This window comes from Pseudomonas amygdali (assembly GCF_002699855.1).
GTDB lineage: Bacteria > Pseudomonadota > Gammaproteobacteria > Pseudomonadales > Pseudomonadaceae > Aquipseudomonas > Aquipseudomonas amygdali.
In genome coordinates, this window is record NZ_LKBW01000112.1 from 55294 (window position 1) to 76561 (window position 21268).

Sequence of the window (21268 nt, forward strand, 5' to 3'; positions counted from 1 at the left end):
CTTTCCAGGTTCGAGCCATGAATGACGTTGATCGCTATATCGATGCCGCAACCCGTGACAACACACGCCGCAGTTATCGGGCGGCCATCGAGCATTTCGAAGTGACATGGGGCGGGTTTCTGCCGGCGACCAGCGAAAGCGTGGCGCGTTACCTGGCCAGCCATGCCGGAAAGCTATCGGTCAACACTTTGAAACTGCGCCTGTCAGCACTGGCGCAATGGCATGTCAGTCAGGGTTTTGCCGATCCTACCAAGGCACCCGTGGTGCGTAAGGTCATCAAGGGCATTCGTGCATTGCATCCGGCACAAGAGAAGCAGGCCGAGCCTTTGCAGTTGCAGGACCTGGAGAAAGTCATTGCCTGGCTGGAGATCGAGATACGTGATGCAGAGGCGCAACACGATCAGCCGCGGCTATTGCGTTGTCGTCGTGACTCGGCGCTGATCCTCTTGGGGTTCTGGCGCGGCTTTCGCAGCGACGAGCTGTGTCGCCTGCAAGTGCAGGACGTCAAGGCCATCGCCCGCTCGGGCATCAGCCTTTATCTGCCGCGCAGCAAGGGTGATCGCGATAACCTGGGCAGAACGTATCAGACGCCTGCCTTGCAGCGGCTGTGCCCGGTGCAGGCTTATATAGAGTGGATCAATTGCGCGGCGCTGGTGCGCGGTCCGGTGTTTCGGGCGGTGGATCGATGGGGTAATCTTGGTGAGGAGGGGCTGCACGCCAACAGCGTTATCCCGTTGCTGCGTCAGGCTCTCCAGCGTGCAGGCATTGCCGCCGAGCACTACACCAGTCACTCGCTACGCCGAGGCTTCGCCAGTTGGGCGCACAGCAACGGCTGGGACCTCAAGTCAATGATGTCTTATGTAGGCTGGAGGGACATCAAGTCGGCGATGCGCTACATTGACGCCGCGCCGTTCCCGGGCAACCTGGAGACAGGGAACGGGTCGAAGGTTTCTTCTATCGATAAGCTGCCTTCATAGTGAAAAGCAATCAGTGACATCAGGTTTGCCAATGAGCGATTGTCACTGATCATGCGTAAGCTTCACTCCATCGAATTAACAACCCATCCAACCCATCAGGAGATATACCGATGCCTATCATCAACAGCCAAGTAAAACCGTTCAAGGCTACCGCGTTCAAGAACGGCGCTTTCGTTGACGTTTCGGACGCCGACTTCAAAGGCAAGTGGTCTGTCGTATTCTTCTACCCGGCCGACTTCACCTTCGTTTGCCCGACCGAGCTGGAAGACCTGGCTGACAACTACGAAGAGTTCAAGAAGCTGGGCGTCGAGATCTACAGCGTTTCGACCGACACCCACTTTGCCCACGCTGCATGGCACAACACTTCGCCTGCAATCGGCAAGATCAAGTACACCATGATCGGTGACCCGACCCTGACTATCTCGCGCAACTTCGACGTGCTGATCGAAGAAGCCGGCTTGGCAGATCGCGGTACGTTCGTGATCAACCCTGAAGGTCAGATCAAAATCGTCGAGCTGAACGACGGTGGTGTTGGCCGTGACGCTTCCGAGCTGCTGCGCAAGATCAAGGCTGCTCAGTACGTTGCTGCTCACCCGGGCGAAGTCTGCCCAGCCAAGTGGAAAGAAGGCGAAGCTACTCTGGCTCCGTCCCTGGACCTGGTTGGCAAGATCTGAGTCGCATGAATCGGCTGGGGGCGTTGAGCTCTTGAGCAAGTAAACCGCATCGCCCCAAAAAACGCCCGGGCGGTAATCGCCTGGGCGTTGTTATTTCTACCCTTTGTAAACAGGAAGCCGCCACATGTTGGACGCCAATCTTAAAGCCCAGTTGAAATCCTATCTGGAGCGGGTTACTCGCCCCATCGAGATCGTCGCGTCCCTTGATGACGGCGCGAAGTCTCAGGAAATGCTTGCACTGCTCAATGATGTGATCAGTGTCTCCAAAGATGTCACCCTGAATGACAGCGGCACCGACGCACGTACGCCGTCGTTCTCGCTGAGCAGCCCTGGCCACGATATCAGCCTGCGTTTCGCCGGTATCCCCATGGGTCACGAATTCACCTCGCTGGTCCTGGCGCTGCTGCAAGTTGGCGGTTACCCACCCAAGGTCAGTGCGGAAACCATCGAACAGGTTCGCGCTCTTCAAGGCGAATTCCATTTCGAAACCTATTTCTCGCAGTCCTGCCAGAACTGCCCGGACGTTGTCCAGGCATTGAACCTGATGGCAGTACTGAACCCTGGCATCAAGCATGTCGCTATCGACGGTGCACTGTTCCAGGACGAAGTGACTGATCGCAAGATCATGTCGGTGCCCAGCATCTATCTGAATGGCGAGCTGTTCGGTCAGGGCCGCATGGGCCTGGAAGAAATTCTCGCCAAGATCGACACCGGTGCCGGTGCGCGTCAGGCAGAAAAACTCAACGCCAAACAGGCTTTTGATGTGCTGGTAGTCGGCGGCGGCCCTGCTGGTTCGGCGGCTGCGGTCTACGCAGCCCGCAAAGGCATTCGTACCGGCGTTGCAGCCGAACGTTTCGGGGGTCAGGTGCTCGACACCATGGCCATCGAAAACTTCATTTCGGTACAGCACACCGAGGGCCCAAAACTGGCCGTTGCGCTGGAAGAGCACGTCAAGCAGTACGAAGTCGACATCATGAACCTGCAACGCGCCGACAAGCTGATTCCGGGCGCGGCCGGTGAGCTGCACGAAGTTAAATTCGCCAGCGGTGCCAGCCTCAAGGCCAAGACCGTCATTCTTGCCACCGGTGCACGCTGGAGGGAGATGAACGTACCGGGCGAACAGCAGTACCGTAACAAGGGCGTGGCTTATTGCCCGCACTGCGACGGTCCATTGTTCAAGGGCAAGCGCGTTGCCGTGATTGGTGGCGGTAACTCGGGTGTCGAGGCGGCAATCGATCTGGCGGGTATCGTGTCACACGTGACGCTGCTGGAATTCGATGTGCAACTGCGTGCCGATGCCGTCTTGCAGCGCAAACTGCACAGCCTGCCCAACGTTACCGTGATCACCAGTGCGCAAACCACTGAGGTGACCGGCGATGAGCAGAAGGTCAACGGCCTGCGTTACAAGAACCGCACCACCGGCGAAGAAATCACCGTGCCGCTGGAAGGTATCTTCGTGCAGATCGGCCTGCTGCCTAACAGCGAATGGCTCAAAGGCTCCATCGAGCTGTCGCCGCGTGGTGAGATCGTGGTCGATGCACGTGGTGAAACCTCGGTGCCGGGCATCTTCGCTGCCGGTGACGTGACGGTAACTCCGTACAAGCAGATCATCATCGCCCTGGGCGAGGGTGCCAAAGCCTCCCTGAGTGCCTTTGACCACCTGATCCGTACCTCCGCACCGGCCTGATCGGGCAGCGCTAAACAAAAAGCCCCGTGAACGATCACGGGGCTTTTTGTTGTCTGGGTGATCGTTCCCGAGCGGGAGCAATCACTCAGGGCAACCAAGGCCTCAGAGCGGGGTTGGCTGGATAATCTCTACCCAGTAGCCATCCGGGTCCTTGATGAATGCCAGGCTGTTCATGCGGCCATCGGACAGACGCTTTTGAAAGTCGACGCCCAACGTCTCGAATCGCTCGCAGGCAACCTTCACGTCTGGTACCGAGACACAAATGTGACCAAAGCCACGCGGGTCGCTGTTGCCGTTGTGGTACGAAGCTGTCGCATCGCTCTCGGTACCGTGATTGTGGGTCAGCTCGAGAATGCCGGGGATCGATTTCATCCACTCGTTGCGGGCTTTGTCGTCTTTCGGGATCTGCGCCTTATCCACCAGTGCGAGGAAGTAGAGGCTGAATTCGGCTTCCGGGAAATCACGCTTTTCAACCAGGCTGAAGCCGAGCACGCGGGTGTAGAAATCCAGCGATTTGGTGATGTCCTTGACGCGCAGCATGGTGTGGTTGAACACAAACTGCCGAGTAGCCGCTTCAGGGTCGGCCGTAACGCCCGGTAGTGTGTTGAGTTCGTGCAAGCTCATCAATGTATCTCCAACAGAATGTACAAATAATGCCAAATGATACGGGGCAGGGCGGGCAGTGCCAAACCTTCGTTCGGATAACGTCGCTTCGGTCTTGCTCGATGCCGGCAACAGGCTCAGAATTTCCGGTCAACTGTTCTGGCGGCCTGACCATGATCCTTTCGCAATACCGATGCTCCTTGCCAGGTCTGTGCCTGTTCCTGCTGCTGGGCGCCGCACAGACTCACGCCGCCGACGCAATGATCATCTGGCCCGCAGGCTGGGAGGTAGAGTCGCTGCCGACCGAGTCGGGCAAGCCCGTGCAACCGTCCGTGCAAGTCAGACAGCGCGCGGTGAAAAACGATCAAAGTGGAAACCCGCTGATGGTCATGGAGCTGACTCAGACACGCCTGACGCCCGGGCATGAGGTTAATGTCCCGGGTGTACTGCTGGAGATGCGCAAGTCGGTTCAGGTCAATTTTGCCCGCAGCGGCCTGCAGAGCGTCTGCACGCATGTGCGTGAGAGCCGGCTCAGCGTCGTGCCTGCACTGGAAACCACCTGCACGATCACCCAGAACGGCGTACATGTATTGACCCAGACACTGGTAGCGGCTGCCAGTAAAGAGATGGCCTGGTCGCTTTGCTACGCGGGATCGGCAGATGGGTACACGGCCAACAAGGAAGAGGCGTTGCGTATCCGCGAGAGTTTGCGTCTGGACGATGCGCAGTGATACCTGCTTTTTCGCAGACAAAAAGAAGCCCGCCGAGGCGGGCATGGGGCGCTATTCCTTTAGCGGTCTTCATCATCCGAGAATCCATGTGAAAAAAGTGTGAAGCTGCGCGGTGTCGGCCATCCGCCGATTTTCGATCCGGCGAAGCACGCAGTAACAAATTCTCTTATCGCTCATTAGACCGAATAAACTGAACAATTACTCTACACATTTCAGCAACTGTTCAGGTTTGTAACTGTGCGCTGAATCGAATAATCGATGAATTTTTATTGGCGTCATTATTTCAACGGTATTAATACCTGACGCGCTGGAAGTACATGTACCGAGCAGTTCACTTAATCATGTATATGAATGTCAGCGGCGGGCAGACAGTCAACTGTGTATGGGCGTTTGATCAGGCAGATGCAGTGTGCAGGCGCTCAGTTGACGTACGGGTAGATAAAAAAGCCCTGCAAGTGCAGGGCTTCAATTGACAAAGTTTTAATCAGGCGCGAAGCCACGAATCAACAGTGTCTACACCGTACTGCTCTTTCCACGCTTTGAGACCGCGGTGGTTACCACCCTTGGTTTCAATCAGCTCACCGGTGTGGGGGTTCTGGTAAACCTTGACCACGCGTGCACGACGACGCTTTGGTCCGGCGGGTGCGACCAGCGACGTGGCGCTTGAAGGATCAAGGATTGCGATGATGTCACGCAGGCTTTTGCCGTAGGTGCCCATCAGGTCCTGGAGCTTTTGCTCGAACTCGATTTCCTTCTTCAACCCGGCGTCATTCTTCAAGGATTCCAGCTGTGCAAGCTGTTCTTGAAGGGCTTTCTCTGCTGCTCGAAACTCGGCAAGTCTGGACAAGTAATACACTCCAACAATGTAATGGCTGTTGTCAGCCCTATAAAGCGATGAGACAAAACTGATTGGCCGATTCGCTCACTCGATGCTGCCCTGTACCTGCGGTTTCTATGCTGAAACATGGCCTTTGCGGCTTGTCATTGCGCAGACAGAGGATAGTTATAACTCAGTAGCCCGCAAATGATGCACCTTTTTTTTCAGTTAGAAAATAGCCTTTTTCAAATTCGTTAAATAGTCGTGGTGGAGGGTGTTGGATATAGGCGATGAAACCGGCGTTATCAGGCGAGCTGTTGTGTAAGTTATTTCCGACATTAGTCGCAGATGGAAAACGAGCCATGCGACACTGGACGGCTTAAAACGAGAAACATCTGACAGACATGAAGGCTGGCGGATGCGGAAAGAGCAGAAGTGTCTGAAGGCAGCGGATGAAAGGGCGTGTAGCGGCATAAAAGATGGCCCTTGGCCTGCCTTTTTTTGCCTTTCTGACCCTACAGTCCCTGTTGCAGCACCGGGTCGTCGGGGTTCTGCTGCTCGAGCTCTGCCAGCAGAATCTGCACGTTTTGCAACTGACCATTTTCTTTCCAGTATTGAATCAGCAGCACTCTGGCCTTTCGGTTCGCAGGCTGGCTCTGAACAATCTGCGTCAACTGCCTCTGCGCCGCCTCAAGCTCGTGCAACGAATGCAGGGCAACCGCCAGGTCATAGCGATAGTCGGTGTTATCAGGCGCCAGCTCTGTAGCCTTTGCCAGGCTGAGCACAGCAAACTCTGCCTGCCCGTGGTTAAGCAGCCACATGCCCAGCGCGTGCTGAAGCATGGATGAACCAGGATTATGTTCCAGCAACTGTGCAAAAAGGCTGCGTGCCTGCTCGGCCTGGCCCTTGCGGTCCAGCAGCTCGATGTGCGCCAGCGCCGCTTCGATATTGCCCGGGTCCAGTGCTGTGGCCCTCTGCAGCGCGGCGACTGCCGGCTCCAGGTCGCCGGTCTGCAGGTACAGTCTGGCCAGTTGCAACTGATTTTGTGCGTTTTGCGGCTGGCTCTTTAGCGACTCCTGAAACGCCTCGGCACTTTGCTGCAGCACGGCAAAGTACAGGCCCAGCTCATCAGGTGACAGGCCGAGCAGGGCACTGGTGGCGCGGAATCTGACGGATTGTTCGTCGTCGTCCAGTAATGGGCCCAGCAGCAGGCTGCGCTGGCTGTTGGAGACCAGTCTGACGCTGACATCGATAGCCTCTTCGCGCACCTTGGCGGATCTGTCACCCAGCGCGGCATCGAGCAATTTGAGGGCCTGAGGGCTGGGGTAGTCGCTCAATTCGGCGAGCAGGTTGATGCGCTGTTCGTCAGACAGGTCGGTTCGTGCCAGTTGTTGGTACAGCACGCGTGCAGCGCCGGGCTTGCCGTCGTGTGCCTGTTCCAGTGCCTGAGCGTAGGTGTGGCTCAACCTGGCGGGAGCTGTCTGAACAGGCAAGCGCCACCACCAGAAAGCCAGTGATAGCGCCAGCATTGCCGCAGCCGCTGCGCCGATCAGCCAGCGATGTCGAGTAGTGGGTTGAGGCGATAACCCCTTGGTAGAAAGTCTGGGCATATCGATTTCCAATGCTTGACGGGTTGCAGCTTCGGGGAGTGGGTGGCAGCTGTCAAACGACAATCATGATGCCGTCGGCGTTCGGACAAAAAAAGCCCCGCGTCCTGAAGGGGCGCGGGGCGGGTTTACGGCCTGTTGGCGTATCAGGCCTGAGGTTGCCAGCCGCCACCCAGTGCCTTGTAAATGGCCACGATGCCGCGGTACAGCTCGATTTCTGCCTGTGCCTGAGAGTCTTCGGCCGCCAGACGCTCGCGCTCGGCATCCAGCAGGACCAGGAAGTCCGCTGTGCCTTCGCGGTACTGCACTGACGCCAGCCTGGCTGCGGAACGACTCGCATCGCTTTGGCGCATCAGCGAAACCAGCCGTTGCTGGCGTTTGTCGTAATCGCTGAAGGCGTTCTCCGACTCCTCCAGAGCGAGCAATACCTGCTGCTCATAGTTGGCCAGCGCGCCCTCGGCATCTGCATCGGCGCTGCGAATCTGCGCCCGGACGCTGCCCAGATCGAAAGCCTCCCAGGTGATGCTGGGGCCGAGTGACCAGGCTTTGGCCGCTGACGAACCGATCTGCGACCCGCGGCCAGCGGTAAAGCCCAGGAAGCCGCTCAGACTGACCCGCGGAAACAGATCGGCGGTCGCCACGCCGATGCGTGCGGTCGAGGCGGCCAGTTGGCGTTCAGCGGCGCGGATGTCGGGCCGATTGCGCAGCACCTGTGTCGGATCGCCAATCGGCAGAGCCTTGGCGATAGCAGGCAGTTTGCTCGGGCTCAGGTCGACGCTGAGGTTTTCCGGGCGCTCGCCCAGCAACGTGGCGATACGATTGCGTTCGCGAACCTGTTCGGCCTGCAACTGCGGCACGGTCGCTTCAACGGCTGCCAGTCGTGCCTCGGCACGCACCACGTCCAGTTCATTGCCCACGCCGGCATCACGCAACTGGGTGGTCACGTCCTGAGAGCTCTGCTGGTTTTTCAGGTTGTCGCGGGCAATGGCTTCACGCAGCTGTGCGCCGCGTAGCTGCCCGTAGGCGTCGACCACCTCGGCAATCAGAGTCACCTGAAGCTGATACAGGTTGGCTTCGGCGGCTTCCTGATCGGCATTGCTGGCTTCCAGTTGGCGCTGAATACGTCCGAACAGGTCGACCTCCCAGGCCATGTCCAGGCCAAGGTCATACCGCTCGCTATTGACGCGCCGCTCAGTAACACCAGGTTGCTGACCCTTGCCCAGGTCACTGCTGGCCCGGCTGGTGATCACCGGCATGGCGTCGTTGGCAACGTCATCGCGAATCGCCCGTGCGGCTTTCAGGCGGGCAAAGGCAACACGCAGATCGCGGTTGCCGTCCAGCGACCTGGCTACCAGTTTATTGAGGGTAGGGTCCTCAAACTGCTGCCACCAGACGGTGTTCACTTTGCTGCGGTCATAGTTGCCCTGAGCTGCGGACGCCAGTTGTGCTGGCGCCGTAACCGGTGCCTTGTAGTCCGGGCCGACGGCGCAGGCCGCCAGCGCCATGACCAGCAGGCTCGGGAGGAAAAGTTTGAACGCGCTCATCAATGCATCTCCGCAGGCAGGTTTTGCAGTCTTTGTGCCCTGGCGGCCTTGCGGGCCTCCTGGCGTTCGACGTAATTACGGATAAGCACGTAGAACACCGGCGTCAGCAGCAGGCCGAAGAACGTGACCCCCAGCATCCCGGAGAACACGGCGACCCCCATGGCATGGCGCATTTCCGCACCTGCACCGCTGGAAAGCACCAGTGGTACGACGCCCATGATGAACGCGAAGGACGTCATCAGAATCGGACGCAGGCGCAGTCGGCATGCCTCCAGCACTGCATCCAGCGGGCTCATTCCCTCGGCCTGTTTGTCCTTGGCGAACTCGACGATCAGAATCGCGTTCTTGCACGCCAGGCCCACCAGTACGATCAGCCCGATCTGGGTGAAGATGTTGTTATCGCTACCGGCAATCATCACCCCGGCAATCGCCGAGAGCAGGGTCATTGGTACGATCAGGATTACCGCCAGCGGCAGGCTCCAGCTTTCGTACTGAGCCGCCAGTACCAAAAATGCCAGCAGAACACACAGCGGGAAGACGAACAGCGCCGGGTTGCCTGAAAGAATCTGTTGGTACGTAAGGTCAGTCCACTCGTAAACCATGCCGTTGGGCAGCTCTTCACGCAGCAGTTTCTCGACCGCCGCTTGAGCCTGACCAGAGCTGAAGCCAGGACCGGCGGCACCGTTGATTTCTGCCGTGATGAAGCCGTTGTAGTGCATTACGCGGTCGGGACCTGCGGTGTCACTGACTTTGACGAAGGTTGCCAGTGGGATCATTTCTCCCAGATTGTTGCGCACCTTGAGCTGACCGATCTGGTCGGCATCCTGACGGAACTGCTGCTCTGCCTGGACATTGACCTGATACGTGCGGCCAAAACGGTTGAAGTCGTTGGCATACAGCGAGCCCAGATAAACCTGCAGGGTGTCAAAGATGTCGCAGACCGCAACGCCATGCGTCTTGGCCTTCTCGCGGTCGATGGCGGCATCCACCTGCGGCACGTTCACGGTATAGCTTGTGAACAACCCGGCCAGTTCCGGCACGCTGCGGCTCTTGGCAATGATGTTCTGGGTTTCCTTGTACAACTCGTCGTAACCCAGGTTGCCACGGTCCTCTATCTGCAGGCGGAAACCGCCGATGGTGCCCAGCCCCTGTACCGGAGGTGGCGGGAAGATCGCCATGTACGCTTCCTGGATCGACGCGAACTGGCCGTTCAGGGCGCCGGCAATGGCGTTGGCTGACAGACTGGGGTCCTTGCGCTCCTCAAACGGTTTGAGGGCGACGAATACCACACCGTTGTTCGGGCTGTTGGTAAAGCCGTTGATCGACAGGCCGGGGAAGGCAATCGCGTTTTCCACGCCCGGCTGTTTAAGTGCCAACTCGGACATGCGCTTGATGACGTCTTCGGTACGGTCGAGGCTGGCAGCGTCCGGCAGCTGGGCAAAGGCCACCAGGTATTGCTTGTCCTGGCTGGGTACAAAACCGGTCGGCGTGCTGGCGAAACCCAGCCAGGTCAGGACCATCAGTCCTGCATACACCAACAGTGCGATACCACTGCTGCGAATAACCCGGGCGACGGTGCCGACGTAGCCATGGCTGGCTTTTTCGAAGAAACGGTTGAACGGGCGGAACAGCCAGCCGCCAAGGATTCTGTCGAGGAAACGCGAGAAACGATCCTTGGGCGCATCGTGGCCTTTGAGCAGTACCGCGGCCAGCGCAGGCGACAGGGTCAGCGAGTTGAAGGCCGAAATCACTGTCGAGATGGCGATGGTCAGTGCGAACTGCTTGTAGAACTGCCCGGTCAGGCCGGAAATGAACGCTGCCGGTACGAACACCGCACATAGCACCAGTGCAGTGGCGATGATCGGCCCGGTCACTTCGGCCATGGCCTTGTGCGTGGCCTGGACCGGTTCAAGCCCCAGCTCGATGTTTCGTTCGACGTTCTCCACCACCACGATGGCGTCGTCCACCACGATGCCGATTGCCAGCACCAGCCCGAACAATGACAGTGCGTTCAGAGAGAAGCCGAACATGTGCATGACAGCAAAGGTGCCGATCAGCGAGACCGGTACGGCCACCAGCGGGATAATCGAAGCGCGCCAGGTCTGCAGGAACAGGATCACCACCAGCACGACCAGGATCAGTGCTTCAAACAGGGTGTGAATCACCGCCTCGATGGAGCCGCGCACGAAGATCGTCGGGTCATAGACAATGCTGTAGTCCATGCCTTCCGGGAAGCTCTTTTTCAGCTCGGCCATTCTGGCCCGTACATCGTTGGAGATGTCGATGGCGTTGGAGCCGGGCCGCTGGAAAATAGGGATGGCCACGGCGGGCTGGTTGTTCAGCAGCGAGCGCAGCGCATACTGGCTGGAGCCCAGCTCGATGCGTGCAACGTCCTTCAGACGAGTGATTTCGCCATCAGCGCCTGCACGAACCACAACGTTTTCGAACTCCTCCTCGGTGACCAGACGGCCCTGGGTGTTGATCGACATCTGAAAACTGGTGGCATTCGGCGAGGGCGGGGAGCCCAGCTGACCTGCTGCAACCTGACGGTTCTGCTCGCGAATCGCATTGACCACATCGGTGGCGGTCAGGTTGCGTGAGGCCGTCTTGTTCGGGTCCAGCCAGACCCGCAGCGAATAGTCGCCCATACCAAACAGTTGCACGTCACCGACACCACCCAGTCGCGCGAGCTCATCCTTGATGTTGAGCACGGCGTAGTTGGACAGGTACAGCATGTCGTAGCGCTGATCCGGCGAGGTCAAGTGCACAACCATGGTCAGGCCGGGGGAGGCCTTGTCCACGGTGATGCCGATGCGCGTCACTTCTTCCGGCAGCTTGGGCTCGGTACGCGTCACACGGTTCTGCACCTGCACCTGCGCGTTGTCCAGTTCAGTGCCCAGCGCAAAGGTGATGGTCAGGGTCAGCTTGCCGTCGGCAGTGGCCTGGGACGACATATAGAGCATGCCTTCCACACCGGTGATGGCCTGTTCCAGTGGCGAGGCTACGGTTTCGCCGATCACCTTGGGGTTGGCGCCGGGAAAGTTGGCGCGCACGACTACTGTGGGCGGCACTACTTCCGGGTATTCACTGATCGGCAGCTGGAACAGTGAGATAGCACCGGCGATCAGGATCAGCAGCGACAGCACTGCGGCAAAGATCGGCCGGGAAATAAAGAATTTGGAGAAGTTCATCGGACAAGTCCCTTAGCCGCGCGGCGCAGTGGCGCTGGCGATTTTGACGGCCGCTTTGGGCGCCACTTGTGGCAGGTTGCTGGCTTCGAGGGCCTGGCGTTGTTTGAGCAATGCTGCGAGGGTGTCGGCGCTGGCCATCGGTGTCACCTCAGGGTCCACAGGCTGGCCGGGACGCACGCGTTGCAAGCCTTTGACGACGATGGTGTCGTCCTTGCCCAGACCGTTACGCACAATGCGCAGACCTTCGATTTTCGGGCCCAGTTCGACAGCCCGATAGGCAGGTTTGTTGTCCTTGTCCATCACCAGCACAAACTTCTTGCCCAGGTCGGTGCCCACTGCTTCGTCATTGATCAGCACCGCCGAGTAAGTGCCACTGCCCACCAGTTTCAGACGGGCATACAGGCCGGGGGTGAAATCACCGTCGGCGTTATCGAACACCGCACGACCGCGAATGGTGCCGGTCCTGGGGTTGACCTGGTTGTCGACAAAGTTCATCTGGCCCAGGTGCGGGTTGCCGGTTTCGTTGGACAGGCCCAGGTACACCGGAGTGGTCTGGCCGCGTTGGCCTTTGCGGGCCAGTTCGGTGTACTTGAGGAACACGCGTTCGTCAGCGTCGAAGTAGGCGTAGACCTTGTCGGTGGAGACCACGCTGGTCAGCGCGGTGACATCTGCTGTCACAATGTTGCCGGCGGTGATCTCTGCGCGGCTGACACGACCTGTAATCGGTGCAGTAACACGGGTAAAACTGAGGTTCAGTCGAGCCAGATCCAACTGCGCCTGAATGGCCGCGACACTGGCCTTGGCTTCCTGCGCCGAGGTGGTGCGCGAGTCGGCCAGCTCGGCGGAAATCGCGTTGTTGGTACGCAGACGCTCGCCGCGCTGGGCTTCATTGTCGCTGCGCAGTGCAACGGCACGGGCCTGTTGCAGCTGTGCCTCAAGACGACGAACTTCGGACTGGAACGGACGCGGGTCAATCTGGAACAGCAGATCGCCTTTTTTGACCAGCGAACCGTCGGTGAACGCTACCTGATCGATCTGACCAGACACCCTTGGGCGTACCTCGACGGTTTCCGGTGCTTCAAGACGACCCGTGAATTCATCCCATTCGTTGATCGGCTGCTCCAGCACCTTGGCCACGCTGACCTTGGCTGCGCCAGGCGCACTGGTGGCTTCCGGCGCGCGGCCGCAAGCACTGATAACGATAAGGGCGAGGGCGGTGAGGGGGTAGCGCAGATGGCTGAGTGTCTGGTGCATGGGAAGTTCCGCCGATAGTAAGGAATGGGCGGATTCTGTTGCGCACAGGGTGTTATTAACGAATCGAATAAACCGAAGGTTACTATCACTGGCAATGATGAGTACCCATAGGTCTTCGAAAACCTGCCTCCGGGTGACCCGCAAGGTGGATGGTGGCCAGGCATTCGGGGCTGAGAATGCTCCGCTTATGGCGAGCCAAAAAGCTCATGTCATATTGCTATCTCTTCGATCAATCTTTGCAATCGCCGCCGCTATCAAGTTGTCCAGCGAACTGTCGATCCTTGAGTATTACGATAAATCCCGAGGAAAAGTTTGATGAAGTCGACATGGCTGGACAATTTGAAGGTCAGCAAAAAGCTGAGTATAGGCTTCGGTCTGATACTACTGGGCGTGCTGACGGTCACCGCGATCGGCTACCTCAGCACCAACCTGCTGATCGAGCGGCTGGGCAAGGCAGCCAAAGTTTCTGAAGTAAAGGCCGATGCGCTAAGCCTCAGGATCGCTGCGCAGGCCTATACTGCCAAGCCTGACGCGAGCAATTCGCAGGGCTACACGGTCGCTCTGGACAACCTGGGCAAGACCATCGAGGACGGCCTGAAGCTTCTGACTGTTCCGGCCAATGCCGATATTCTCAGAGGTATTCGCGATCAGGTGGGTGGCTTGAGACAAACGTTCAGTCAGTTGGTCGATAATAATCGGCAAATTGATCAGGCCATGCAGCCGTTGATCACCATTTCCGAGCAGGTGAGCGGAAGCTTCGAGACACTCCTGCAAAAGACCTTCGACGACGTTTCCCGCTCGCTGGATCAAAGCGGTATCGACCAAGTAAAGATTGCCGGCGACCTGCGCAATGGCATGACCAGTTTTCGCCTGGTGTTTCGCCGTTATATCAGTATCCCGACCGCTGAAAACAGGCAGATCACCTTCGATGCTGCCGACTCACTGATCGCTCAGGTGAGCAGTGCGCGCAACCAATTGCCGAACAAGGCCGGCCCGGCAGTGGATGAGGCGCTCAGGGCACTGCAACAGTACAAATCGTTGATGGTCTCCATCTCGCAACTGATGCAACAGAGCGATCAGATTCGCGACAGCCTTCGCCAGCAGTCAATGGACATCGTCACCAGTACCGAAAAGCTGATGGCGGGCCAGGTGGTCAGTGCCAATAAAGAAAAAGACAGCGCGGTCACCCAGTTGCTCATGGTGGCGGTGATCGTATTGCTGCTGGGCATCTTCGCGGCGATCCTGATTACCCGTCAGATTACTCGCCCGCTCGATTCCACGGTGATCGCTGCGCGTCGAATTGCCGACGGCGATCTGACCAATGACCTCAGCACCACTCGCCAGGATGAGCTGGGCCTGCTGCAAAACACCATGCACCAGATGACCGTATCGTTGCGCACCCTGATTGGCGGTATCAGTAATGGTGTGACACAGATCGCCACGGCGGCCGAGGAGCTTTCAGCCGTCAGCGAACAGACCAGCGCGGGCGTCACTCAGCAGAAACTGGAAGTCGATCAAGTGGCGACCGCCATGAACCAGATGGCGTCTACCGTTCAGGAAGTGGCGCAGAACACTGAAGATGCATCGCAGGCCGCCAGACAGGCCAGTGATCGTGCTGCTCATGGCAGCAGCGTGGTGCAACACGCCACGCGTGAAATCAGCCAGCTTGCCGGTGAAGTGGGGCAACTGGGCGAGGCCATGCAGCGCCTGATACAGGACAGTGACAAGATTGGCGGTGTAATCGATGTGATCAAGGCGGTCGCAGAACAAACCAACCTGCTGGCCCTCAACGCGGCGATCGAAGCCGCACGTGCGGGTGAGCAGGGGCGCGGCTTTGCCGTGGTGGCCGATGAGGTGCGCTCGCTGGCTCAGCGTACACAGTCATCCACGACTGAAATCGAGGCGCTGATAAAGTCCTTGCAGGATGGCACCGGCGCGGCATCGGAGCTGATGAATGCCAGCCGTCAACGTACCGAAGGCACCGTGGCGCTGGCACGGCAGGCCGAAGAATCGCTGCTTGAAATCACTCATTCGATTGGGACCATCGAACAGATGAGCCAACAGATTTCTGCTGCCGCTGAAGAGCAGAGCGCCGTCACCGACGAAATCAATCGCAGTGTCATCAGCGTACGGGACATCGCCGATCAGTCGGCCACGGCCACTGAGCAGAGCGCGGCGTCTACCGTGGAACTGGCGCGCCTGGGCAGCAACCTGCAGGACATGGTTGCGCGCTTCCGGATCTGATTGCCGCCACTTTCAAAAAGTCGCGAGGCCCAAAAGTCTCACCCTGCAAAAAGAGCAGCGCTGGCAATCAGCGCTGCTCCACCAACTGCAAAAACCTTCGGGTTCGCTCGTTTTGCGGATTCAGCAGAATTTCGCCCGGGGTGCCGTCTGCCACGATGCGGCCTCCCTCCATGAACAGCACTCGGTCAGCGATGTCCTGAGCGAATTTCATCTCGTGGGTCACCAGTAACATGGTCATCTGAAATTCGTGGGCAATCGAGCGAATCACTGACAGCACCTCGCCGACCAGCTCCGGGTCGAGCGCTGACGTGACTTCATCGAACAACATGACCTGCGGGCGCATGGCCAGCGCTCTGGCAATCGCTACACGTTGTTGCTGACCACCGGAAAGCTGGCTCAGGTAGGCATCGGCCTTGTGAGCGAGCCCGACCAGCCCAAGGTATTGATGCGCGCGCTCAAGGGCCTCTTCGCGAGGCAGTCTGAGTACCCGTAACGGCGCTTCGGTTAAATTTTCCTGCACGGTGAGGTGCGGGAACAGGTTGAACTGCTGGAAGACCATGCCAACCCGATGTTCCACCGGAGCCTTGCGCGCGCCGGGCCAGTGCCATTCGGATTTGCGCGCGGGCACTGTTTCGCCTGCGACTTCTATGCTGCCTTGCTGATAGTTTTCCAGCCCCTTGATGAGGCGCAATACCGTTGATTTACCCGAGCCACTGGGGCCGATCAAGGCGACTTTCTGACCTTGAGGAATGCTCAGGTCCAGATGGTCGATGATCCGGTTGCGGCCGAAGTCCTTGACCACTTGTTTCAGCTGTATCTGCGCAGTGGTGACGGGTGGGATTGCGGTGTGTGCGAGATCAGACATGGCTGCGCCTTTCCAGGTATTTGAACAGCAACGAGGTCGGCACACTGATCGCCAGAAACATCAGCGCCATCACTGTGTACGGTTCGTTGTAACGATAGGTCATGCCGGCGATCTGCTTGGCAGCCTGAAACAGTTCAGGGATAGTAATCACCGCCAGAAGCGGCGTTTCCTTGAACATGCCGATCAGGTAATTGCCGAGCACCGGCAGCATGGGTTTCAACGCCTGCGGCAGGATAATGCGCCGCCAGGTGTCGCCACGGCTGAAGTCCAGCGCGCGTGCGGCTTCCCATTGCCCGGCAGGGATGTCGTCGATGGCACCGCGATACGCTTCGGCAATGTAGGCCGCGTAATAGCAGCCAAGACCTATCACACCGGTGGTGATGGCCGGGAAGGTGATGCCCGCCAGCGGCAGCGCGAAGAACAGCACATACAACTGGACCATCAACGGCGTATTACGGAAAAAGCTCAGGTAGCCTTTGCTCAGGCGATGCACGATGGTTATCTGCGAGCGCAGTGTCAGGGCCAGGATCAGACCGAGTAAAACCGCGAGCAGGAACCCCAGCACCACGACCTGTACGGTCACCAGCAAGCCCTGAAACAGCTCCGGCAGAATCGACCAGGCGAATGCGATATCAAACTCCATCGTTCATCCCCTTGCCGTGCGCCACGCGGTGGCGTGCTGCTCATAACGCTTGACCAGCCAGCTCAATGGCCAGGTCATCACGAAGTAGCAGACCAGCACGATGCTCCAGATCAGCGTTTGCTGGCCCAGCGTGGTTATCAATTGACTGCCGGTAAAGGTCAGGTCGGTGAGGGTAATGAGGGAAACCAGTGAGGTGGTTTTCAGCAGCTCGACCAATTGGTTGCCCATCGGCGGGATCATGAACGGCAGGGCCTGCGGCAGAATGATTCGCCGAAACGCGCTTATCGGCCCGAAATCCAGCGCACGCACAGCGTCACGTTGACCCTGGCTGACGTTGATCAGTGCCGAGCGAATGATTTCCGCGCCATACGCCGAAAACGTCAGCCCCAGCCCCAGCACACCCGTGGTCATGGGTGACAGGCGAATGCCGAACAGCGGCAGGATGAAGAACAGATAAAACAGCAACACCAATGCCGAGATGCCACGCAGCACTTCGACATATACCGTGGCGAACCAGCGTAACGCCCTGAATGGCGACAGGCGCATCAGGGCGATTACAAACGAGAGCACCAGCACCAGCAGTTCAGCAAGCACAGTGATCTGCAGGGTGATCCAGGCGCCGTGGGCCAGTTGTCTGGCAATGAAACCTGCGGTTTCCAGTGTTGCAGCATCAACAGGCATGGCCATACTCGTGTGGGTCAGGGCCGTTTACTGCGCGCCCTTGCGGGACGGGGCAGATCATGGGTTGCAGCGTTGGGCTGCGGTGATGGCCGGGTCAGCCAGTTCGTTTTCGGTGTAGCCGTACTTCTGCAGGATTTTCAGCAGCTCGCCCGACGCCCGGAGTTTGGCCAGTTGTTCGTTGAAAGCCTGTTCGAAGGCCGGATCGTTTTTTGGCAGGCCGTAGGTGTGGTAATTCCAGCCCGGTTTGCCACTGGCGTCCGGAATCTGCTCGAAAGGCAAGGCGCGCTCGATGTCCGGACTGTTGGCTTTCTTGATCAGACTGATGACTTCGGCATCCGGGAAATACACCACGTCCACGCGACCCGCCTGCAAGGCGGCCAATGCCTCGGTGTCCTTGTCGAACAACACCACGTTGCCGTTGGCGATACCGCTGTCTTTGGCTTCCTGAACCTGATTGCTGCCAGGTTGCGTGGCCAGGCGCACCTTGGCGTTGCTGGCGACGTCCTTGAGGCTGTGCAGGTTCAGCGGGTTGCCGGTTTTGACAATGAACGCACCGCCGGATCGCGTCACCGGGTTGGAGAACGCGATGACCTTGCAGCGATTCGGATTGATGAACAGGCCTGCACCGATCAAGTCGAAACGACCTGCTGCCAGACCCGGCACCAGCGAACCGAAGTCAGTGATGGGCGTCTCGATCTGCTTGATACCCAGCGGTTCGAGAATCGCACGCAGTATCTCTACGTTGGCCCCGGTCGCTTTGCCATCGGTGCCGATGTAGGCATAGGGCTGTTCGTTGGCGATGCCAGCGGTCAAGCCGTCAGTGCGGCCTTTTTCCAGCAGTCCGGCCAGGGCGGAAAACGAAATAACGGCATTCAGCAACAGCGCTGAACCCATCAGGGCTGGGAACGACAGGGGGTTGATGCCTTTCATTGCGGGTGCTCGAAGTAGGGGGATGGGGGCTTGTTGCTGATGCGGCCTGAACATGCGAGTCAGGTTCGCAACTTGGCCTGGTCTTGCCTGCATCCTGCTTCGGCAACGTTTGGTGCATAAGATGAAACTCTATAGCTATTAAAAAGATAATTTAAATATCGATAAGGAATATGCATATACGCAGTCGCCGACGCCATGGGTTTCAAACGTCGTGCGACCAATTGATGCAAGACCAGATATCTGTCAGTGCGTCCCTGTTTGTAACTCCAGACGCCGGCCAGGTATCGCAGCAATCAACTCCTGGGTGTAAGCCGCTTCAGGCCTGGCAAAAACATCCTCGGCCAGACCCTGCTCGGCGGTCTTGCCATGCTTGAGCACCAGTACCTGGTGGGCAACGCTGGCGACCACTGCCAAGTCGTGGGAAACCAGCACGTAGGCGATGCCGGATTCGGATTGCAGTTCGACCAGCAAGTCGAGAATCTGCGCCTGCACCGACACGTCCAGGGCCGAAACCGGCTCATCGAGCAGCAGCAGATCCGGTTGCAGGGCCAGCGCTCTGGCAATGGCAACCCGCTGACGCTGGCCACCGGAAAGCTCGCGGGGCAGTCGGTCCAGATACGCCACGGGCAAGTGTACTCGCTCGATCAACCGGCGCGCGGCCTGCTCCAGTTCACGGCCTTTGAGCAGGCCGAATGAGACCAGTGGTTCGACGATGCTCTCAAATAGCGTGAAGCGTGGATCAAGGGCCGCGAACGGGTTTTGCTGTACCAGTTGGATGCGTCGCCGTAGCGGTCTGAACTCGCGCCAGCCCAGGTCGGTGACATCCTGGCCGTCCAGCAAAACTCGCCCGTGCGTGGGTTTTTCCAGGCCCAGCGCAATGCGCAGTGCAGTACTTTTGCCAGAGCCGGACTCGCCGGCGATGGCCAGGGTCTGGCCGGGATAAACCTTGAAGTTGACGTCCTGCAATGCCTGGAAGCCTGTGTCTTCACCTTTCACGTAGGGCAGGCGATAGGTCTTGCCGATGTTGCTCAGGGTCAGCAGAGGCGTGTCGCTGCTCGATACCGGGCGCACTGTTGCCGGGCTCTTGCGCTGGCCGAAAGCCGGTGCTGCCGCGATCAGTGCGCGGGTATAGGTATGGCGCGGTGTGATGAGTATCTGTTGCGGCGGGCCTTGTTCGACCAACTCGCCCTTGTTCATTACCAGCACACGGTCAGCACGATCGGCAGCCACGCCGAGATCGTGGGTAATGATCAGCAGGGAAATGCCGCGCTCGGCCACCAGGCGTTGCAGGTGATCAAGGATCTTGCGCTGCACTGTCACGTCCAGAGCACTAGTGGGCTCATCCGGCGATGATCAGGCGAGGATTGCCCGCCAACGCGATGGCGATCAGCACGCGCTGACGCATGCCACCGGACAGTTCGTGCGGATACTGGCGGGCGCGTAATACCGGCTTGTCCAGACCGACCTGTTGCAGCAACTCCAGCACATCGGCATCCACCGCCGGGGAACGCCGGCCGTGGGCCTGAATCAATGCTTCGGCAATTTGCCGGCCGATGCGCAGGGTAGGGTTGAGGCCGACCATCGGGTCTTGCGGCACCAGACCGATCACGCTGCCGCGAACCCGACGTTTTTCTCGCTCGGAAGCTTGGCTCAGGTCGTGACCATCGACGTGCAGCTCGCCGCCTGTGATGGTCGCGTTGTCTGGCAACAGGCCGAGTATGGCGTTGGCCAGGGTCGACTTGCCGGACCCGGATTCACCGACAATTGCCACGGTTTCACCCCTGGCCACCTGAAACGAGACGCCGCGCACGGCCTGGTTGGTCTGGCCGTCGAAACGGTAGGCGACACTCAGATGACGAATGTCGATCAGTTGGGCGGTATCGGTCATCGTTGAGTCTCTTCCAGAGTGCGGGCGATGTGGTTGAAGCTGAACACTACGCCAACCACGAACAGGCCCGGCAGCAGCGACACCCAGGGCGCGGTCATCAGGAAGTGACGACCATTGGCGATCAGCGTGCCCCATTCGGCAGCCGGTGGTTCGGCACCAAAGCCGAGGAAACTCAGCCCGGCAGTCGCCAGAATCGCTGCACCGAAATCCAGTGTGGCAAGCACCGCCACCGGGCCCCAGGCGTTGGGCAGGATGTGGCGCAGCAGGGTTCGCGTCCAGCTTGCACCGCCCAGCCGCGCGGCCTCGACGTAAGGCAGGGTCTTGACGCGCAATACTTCGGCGCGGGTGGTGCGCGCGAATCCGGGGATGATCCCCACACCGACCGCAATGGCCACCGGAAGGGTGCCGAAACCGATGGCGGTGACAATCGCCAGCGCCAGTAACAGGCCGGGCAGGGCCAGCAATACATCGATCAGGCGCATGATCACTGCATCGATGCGCCCGCCTGCAAAACCGGAAATCACCCCCAGGCTCAGGCCACCGGCCATGGCGATGCCCACCGCCAGCAATGCGGCTTGTACCGACAGGCTCGATCCGTGTACCACGCGGGTGTAGAGATCACGGCCCGGTTCATCGGTGCCGAACCAGTGCGCGGCATTTGGCGCGGTGAGCTTTTCGCTGGGCGAGGTGGCGTAAGGCGCGTAGCTGCTCAGCAGGTTGGGTGCCAGCGCGGCCAGTAATGCAAAGGCGACCATTGCCACCGCGAGCAGAAACCCCGGACGACGCAGCAGGGGCTTGGCGGCCTCTACGGCGCGACTCAGGTTGCTACGCCGCCGCCATTGCGCGGCGGGGGCGGTTTTGCCGGAAAGGCTTTGACTGGAATCAACAAGGCGGGTCAGGCGCGCAAGGCGGTTGTCGAAGATAGTCATGGC

15 protein-coding genes and 3 pseudogenes are annotated in these 21268 nt (G+C 59.0%); 6 read left to right on the forward strand and 12 right to left on the reverse strand.

The genetic code is table 11. The annotated features are described in order from the left end of the window. Nucleotides 1–17 precede the first annotated feature (17 nt). From AO277_RS10170 to ahpF, 3 genes are all read left to right on the forward strand, one after another. A complete protein-coding gene (locus tag AO277_RS10170; protein ID WP_044317397.1) occupies nt 18–977 on the forward strand; it encodes a site-specific integrase in 960 nt (319 codons plus the stop codon). A gap of 110 nt (nt 978–1087) precedes the next feature. Continuing rightward, the gene (gene ahpC, locus AO277_RS10175) at nt 1088–1651 is read left to right on the forward strand and encodes an alkyl hydroperoxide reductase subunit C (protein WP_044317396.1); all 564 of its coding nucleotides are present in this window, start codon (nt 1088–1090) and stop codon (nt 1649–1651) included. Nucleotides 1652–1775: 124 nt separating this feature from the next. Next, nucleotides 1776–3338: an alkyl hydroperoxide reductase subunit F gene (ahpF, locus tag AO277_RS10180; protein WP_002553299.1), complete on the forward strand. Its 1563-nt coding sequence runs from the start codon at nt 1776–1778 to the stop codon at nt 3336–3338. Nucleotides 3339–3440: 102 nt separating this feature from the next. Here the strand turns inward: ahpF and gloA are convergent, their stop codons facing one another. After that, the gene (gene gloA / locus AO277_RS10185) at nt 3441–3962 is read right to left on the reverse strand and encodes a lactoylglutathione lyase (RefSeq protein WP_005734227.1); all 522 of its coding nucleotides are present in this window, start codon (nt 3960–3962) and stop codon (nt 3441–3443) included. 101 nt (nt 3963–4063) lie between these two features. Here gloA and AO277_RS10190 point away from each other — a divergent pair, with 101 nt between their 5' ends. Beyond that, the gene (locus AO277_RS10190) at nt 4064–4672 is read left to right on the forward strand and encodes a DUF4946 domain-containing protein (RefSeq protein ID WP_044317395.1); all 609 of its coding nucleotides are present in this window, start codon (nt 4064–4066) and stop codon (nt 4670–4672) included. 484 nt (nt 4673–5156) lie between these two features. Here AO277_RS10190 and AO277_RS10195 read toward each other — a convergent pair whose 3' ends face one another. The 5 genes from AO277_RS10195 to mexE all read right to left on the reverse strand — a co-directional run bounded on the left by AO277_RS10195 (nt 5157) and on the right by mexE (nt 13085). Further along, nucleotides 5157–5519 carry a histone-like nucleoid-structuring protein, MvaT/MvaU family gene (locus AO277_RS10195; RefSeq protein ID WP_002553302.1) on the reverse strand — a complete coding sequence of 121 codons (363 nt, stop codon included), beginning with the start codon at nt 5517–5519 and terminating at the stop codon, nt 5157–5159. 485 nt (nt 5520–6004) lie between these two features. Further along, on the reverse strand, nt 6005–7099 hold the full coding sequence (locus AO277_RS10200; protein WP_044317394.1) for a tetratricopeptide repeat protein: 1095 nt from the start codon (nt 7097–7099) through the stop codon (nt 6005–6007). Nucleotides 7100–7242: 143 nt separating this feature from the next. Next, nucleotides 7243–8640 (reverse strand): efflux transporter outer membrane subunit, encoded by a 1398-nt coding sequence (locus AO277_RS10205; RefSeq protein WP_044317393.1) that lies wholly within the window; start codon nt 8638–8640, stop codon nt 7243–7245. Continuing rightward, nucleotides 8640–11831, reverse strand: a complete 3192-nt coding sequence (locus AO277_RS10210; RefSeq protein WP_044317392.1) for an efflux RND transporter permease subunit — start codon at nt 11829–11831, stop codon at nt 8640–8642. The genes AO277_RS10205 and AO277_RS10210 overlap by 1 nt, the downstream gene beginning before the upstream one ends. Before the next feature lie 12 nt (nt 11832–11843). Next, nucleotides 11844–13085, reverse strand: coding sequence for a multidrug efflux RND transporter periplasmic adaptor subunit MexE (gene mexE, locus AO277_RS10215; protein WP_044317391.1), 1242 nt, complete (start codon nt 13083–13085; stop codon nt 11844–11846). A 315-nt stretch (nt 13086–13400) separates the two neighbouring features. Here mexE and AO277_RS29665 point away from each other — a divergent pair. Together AO277_RS29665 and AO277_RS29670 are read left to right on the forward strand one after the other, a co-directional pair. Continuing rightward, nucleotides 13401–14423: pseudogene (locus AO277_RS29665) on the forward strand (methyl-accepting chemotaxis protein); the annotation flags it as partial. A 309-nt stretch (nt 14424–14732) separates the two neighbouring features. Beyond that, nucleotides 14733–15329: pseudogene (locus AO277_RS29670) on the forward strand (methyl-accepting chemotaxis protein); the annotation flags it as partial. Between the two features lie 67 nt (nt 15330–15396). Here AO277_RS29670 and AO277_RS10230 read toward each other — a convergent pair. The 6 genes and pseudogenes from AO277_RS10230 to AO277_RS10255 all read right to left on the reverse strand — a co-directional run bounded on the left by AO277_RS10230 (nt 15397) and on the right by AO277_RS10255 (nt 21265). Continuing rightward, complete coding sequence (locus AO277_RS10230; RefSeq protein ID WP_044317389.1) at nt 15397–16194, reverse strand: amino acid ABC transporter ATP-binding protein; 798 nt, start codon at nt 16192–16194, stop codon at nt 15397–15399. Then, a complete protein-coding gene (gene ehuD, locus AO277_RS10235) occupies nt 16187–16837 on the reverse strand; it encodes an ectoine/hydroxyectoine ABC transporter permease subunit EhuD (protein ID WP_004664960.1) in 651 nt (216 codons plus the stop codon). Before ehuD ends, AO277_RS10230 begins: the two co-directional genes overlap by 8 nt. A gap of 3 nt (nt 16838–16840) precedes the next feature. Continuing rightward, nucleotides 16841–17518 carry an ectoine/hydroxyectoine ABC transporter permease subunit EhuC gene (gene ehuC, locus AO277_RS10240; RefSeq protein ID WP_044317388.1) on the reverse strand — a complete coding sequence of 226 codons (678 nt, stop codon included), beginning with the start codon at nt 17516–17518 and terminating at the stop codon, nt 16841–16843. 57 nt (nt 17519–17575) lie between these two features. After that, the gene (gene ehuB, locus AO277_RS10245) at nt 17576–18448 is read right to left on the reverse strand and encodes an ectoine/hydroxyectoine ABC transporter substrate-binding protein EhuB (protein ID WP_044317387.1); all 873 of its coding nucleotides are present in this window, start codon (nt 18446–18448) and stop codon (nt 17576–17578) included. Between the two features lie 243 nt (nt 18449–18691). Further along, nucleotides 18692–20336: pseudogene (locus AO277_RS10250) on the reverse strand (dipeptide ABC transporter ATP-binding protein). After that, nucleotides 20333–21265 carry an ABC transporter permease gene (locus AO277_RS10255; RefSeq protein ID WP_080899129.1) on the reverse strand — a complete coding sequence of 311 codons (933 nt, stop codon included), beginning with the start codon at nt 21263–21265 and terminating at the stop codon, nt 20333–20335. The pseudogene AO277_RS10250 and the gene AO277_RS10255 overlap by 4 nt, the downstream one beginning before the upstream one ends. Between the last annotated feature and the right edge of the window lie 3 nt (nt 21266–21268).

What these genes read in the sequence shown, in the direction of transcription:
- AO277_RS10170 (WP_044317397.1), top strand. Translation starts at nt 18, where the DNA reads ATGAATGACGTTGATCGCTATATCGATGCCGCAACCCGTGACAACACA.
- ahpC (WP_044317396.1), top strand. Translation starts at nt 1,088, where the DNA reads ATGCCTATCATCAACAGCCAAGTAAAACCGTTCAAGGCTACCGCGTTC.
- ahpF (WP_002553299.1), top strand. Translation starts at nt 1,776, where the DNA reads ATGTTGGACGCCAATCTTAAAGCCCAGTTGAAATCCTATCTGGAGCGG.
- gloA (WP_005734227.1), bottom strand. Translation starts at nt 3,962, where the DNA reads ATGAGCTTGCACGAACTCAACACACTACCGGGCGTTACGGCCGACCCT.
- AO277_RS10190 (WP_044317395.1), top strand. Translation starts at nt 4,064, where the DNA reads ATGCCGGCAACAGGCTCAGAATTTCCGGTCAACTGTTCTGGCGGCCTG.
- AO277_RS10200 (WP_044317394.1), bottom strand. Translation starts at nt 7,099, where the DNA reads ATGCCCAGACTTTCTACCAAGGGGTTATCGCCTCAACCCACTACTCGA.
- AO277_RS10205 (WP_044317393.1), bottom strand. Translation starts at nt 8,640, where the DNA reads ATGAGCGCGTTCAAACTTTTCCTCCCGAGCCTGCTGGTCATGGCGCTG.
- AO277_RS10210 (WP_044317392.1), bottom strand. Translation starts at nt 11,831, where the DNA reads ATGAACTTCTCCAAATTCTTTATTTCCCGGCCGATCTTTGCCGCAGTG.
- mexE (WP_044317391.1), bottom strand. Translation starts at nt 13,085, where the DNA reads ATGCACCAGACACTCAGCCATCTGCGCTACCCCCTCACCGCCCTCGCC.
- AO277_RS10230 (WP_044317389.1), bottom strand. Translation starts at nt 16,194, where the DNA reads ATGTCTGATCTCGCACACACCGCAATCCCACCCGTCACCACTGCGCAG.
- ehuD (WP_004664960.1), bottom strand. Translation starts at nt 16,837, where the DNA reads ATGGAGTTTGATATCGCATTCGCCTGGTCGATTCTGCCGGAGCTGTTT.
- ehuC (WP_044317388.1), bottom strand. Translation starts at nt 17,518, where the DNA reads ATGCCTGTTGATGCTGCAACACTGGAAACCGCAGGTTTCATTGCCAGA.
- ehuB (WP_044317387.1), bottom strand. Translation starts at nt 18,448, where the DNA reads ATGAAAGGCATCAACCCCCTGTCGTTCCCAGCCCTGATGGGTTCAGCG.
- AO277_RS10255 (WP_080899129.1), bottom strand. Translation starts at nt 21,265, where the DNA reads ATGACTATCTTCGACAACCGCCTTGCGCGCCTGACCCGCCTTGTTGAT.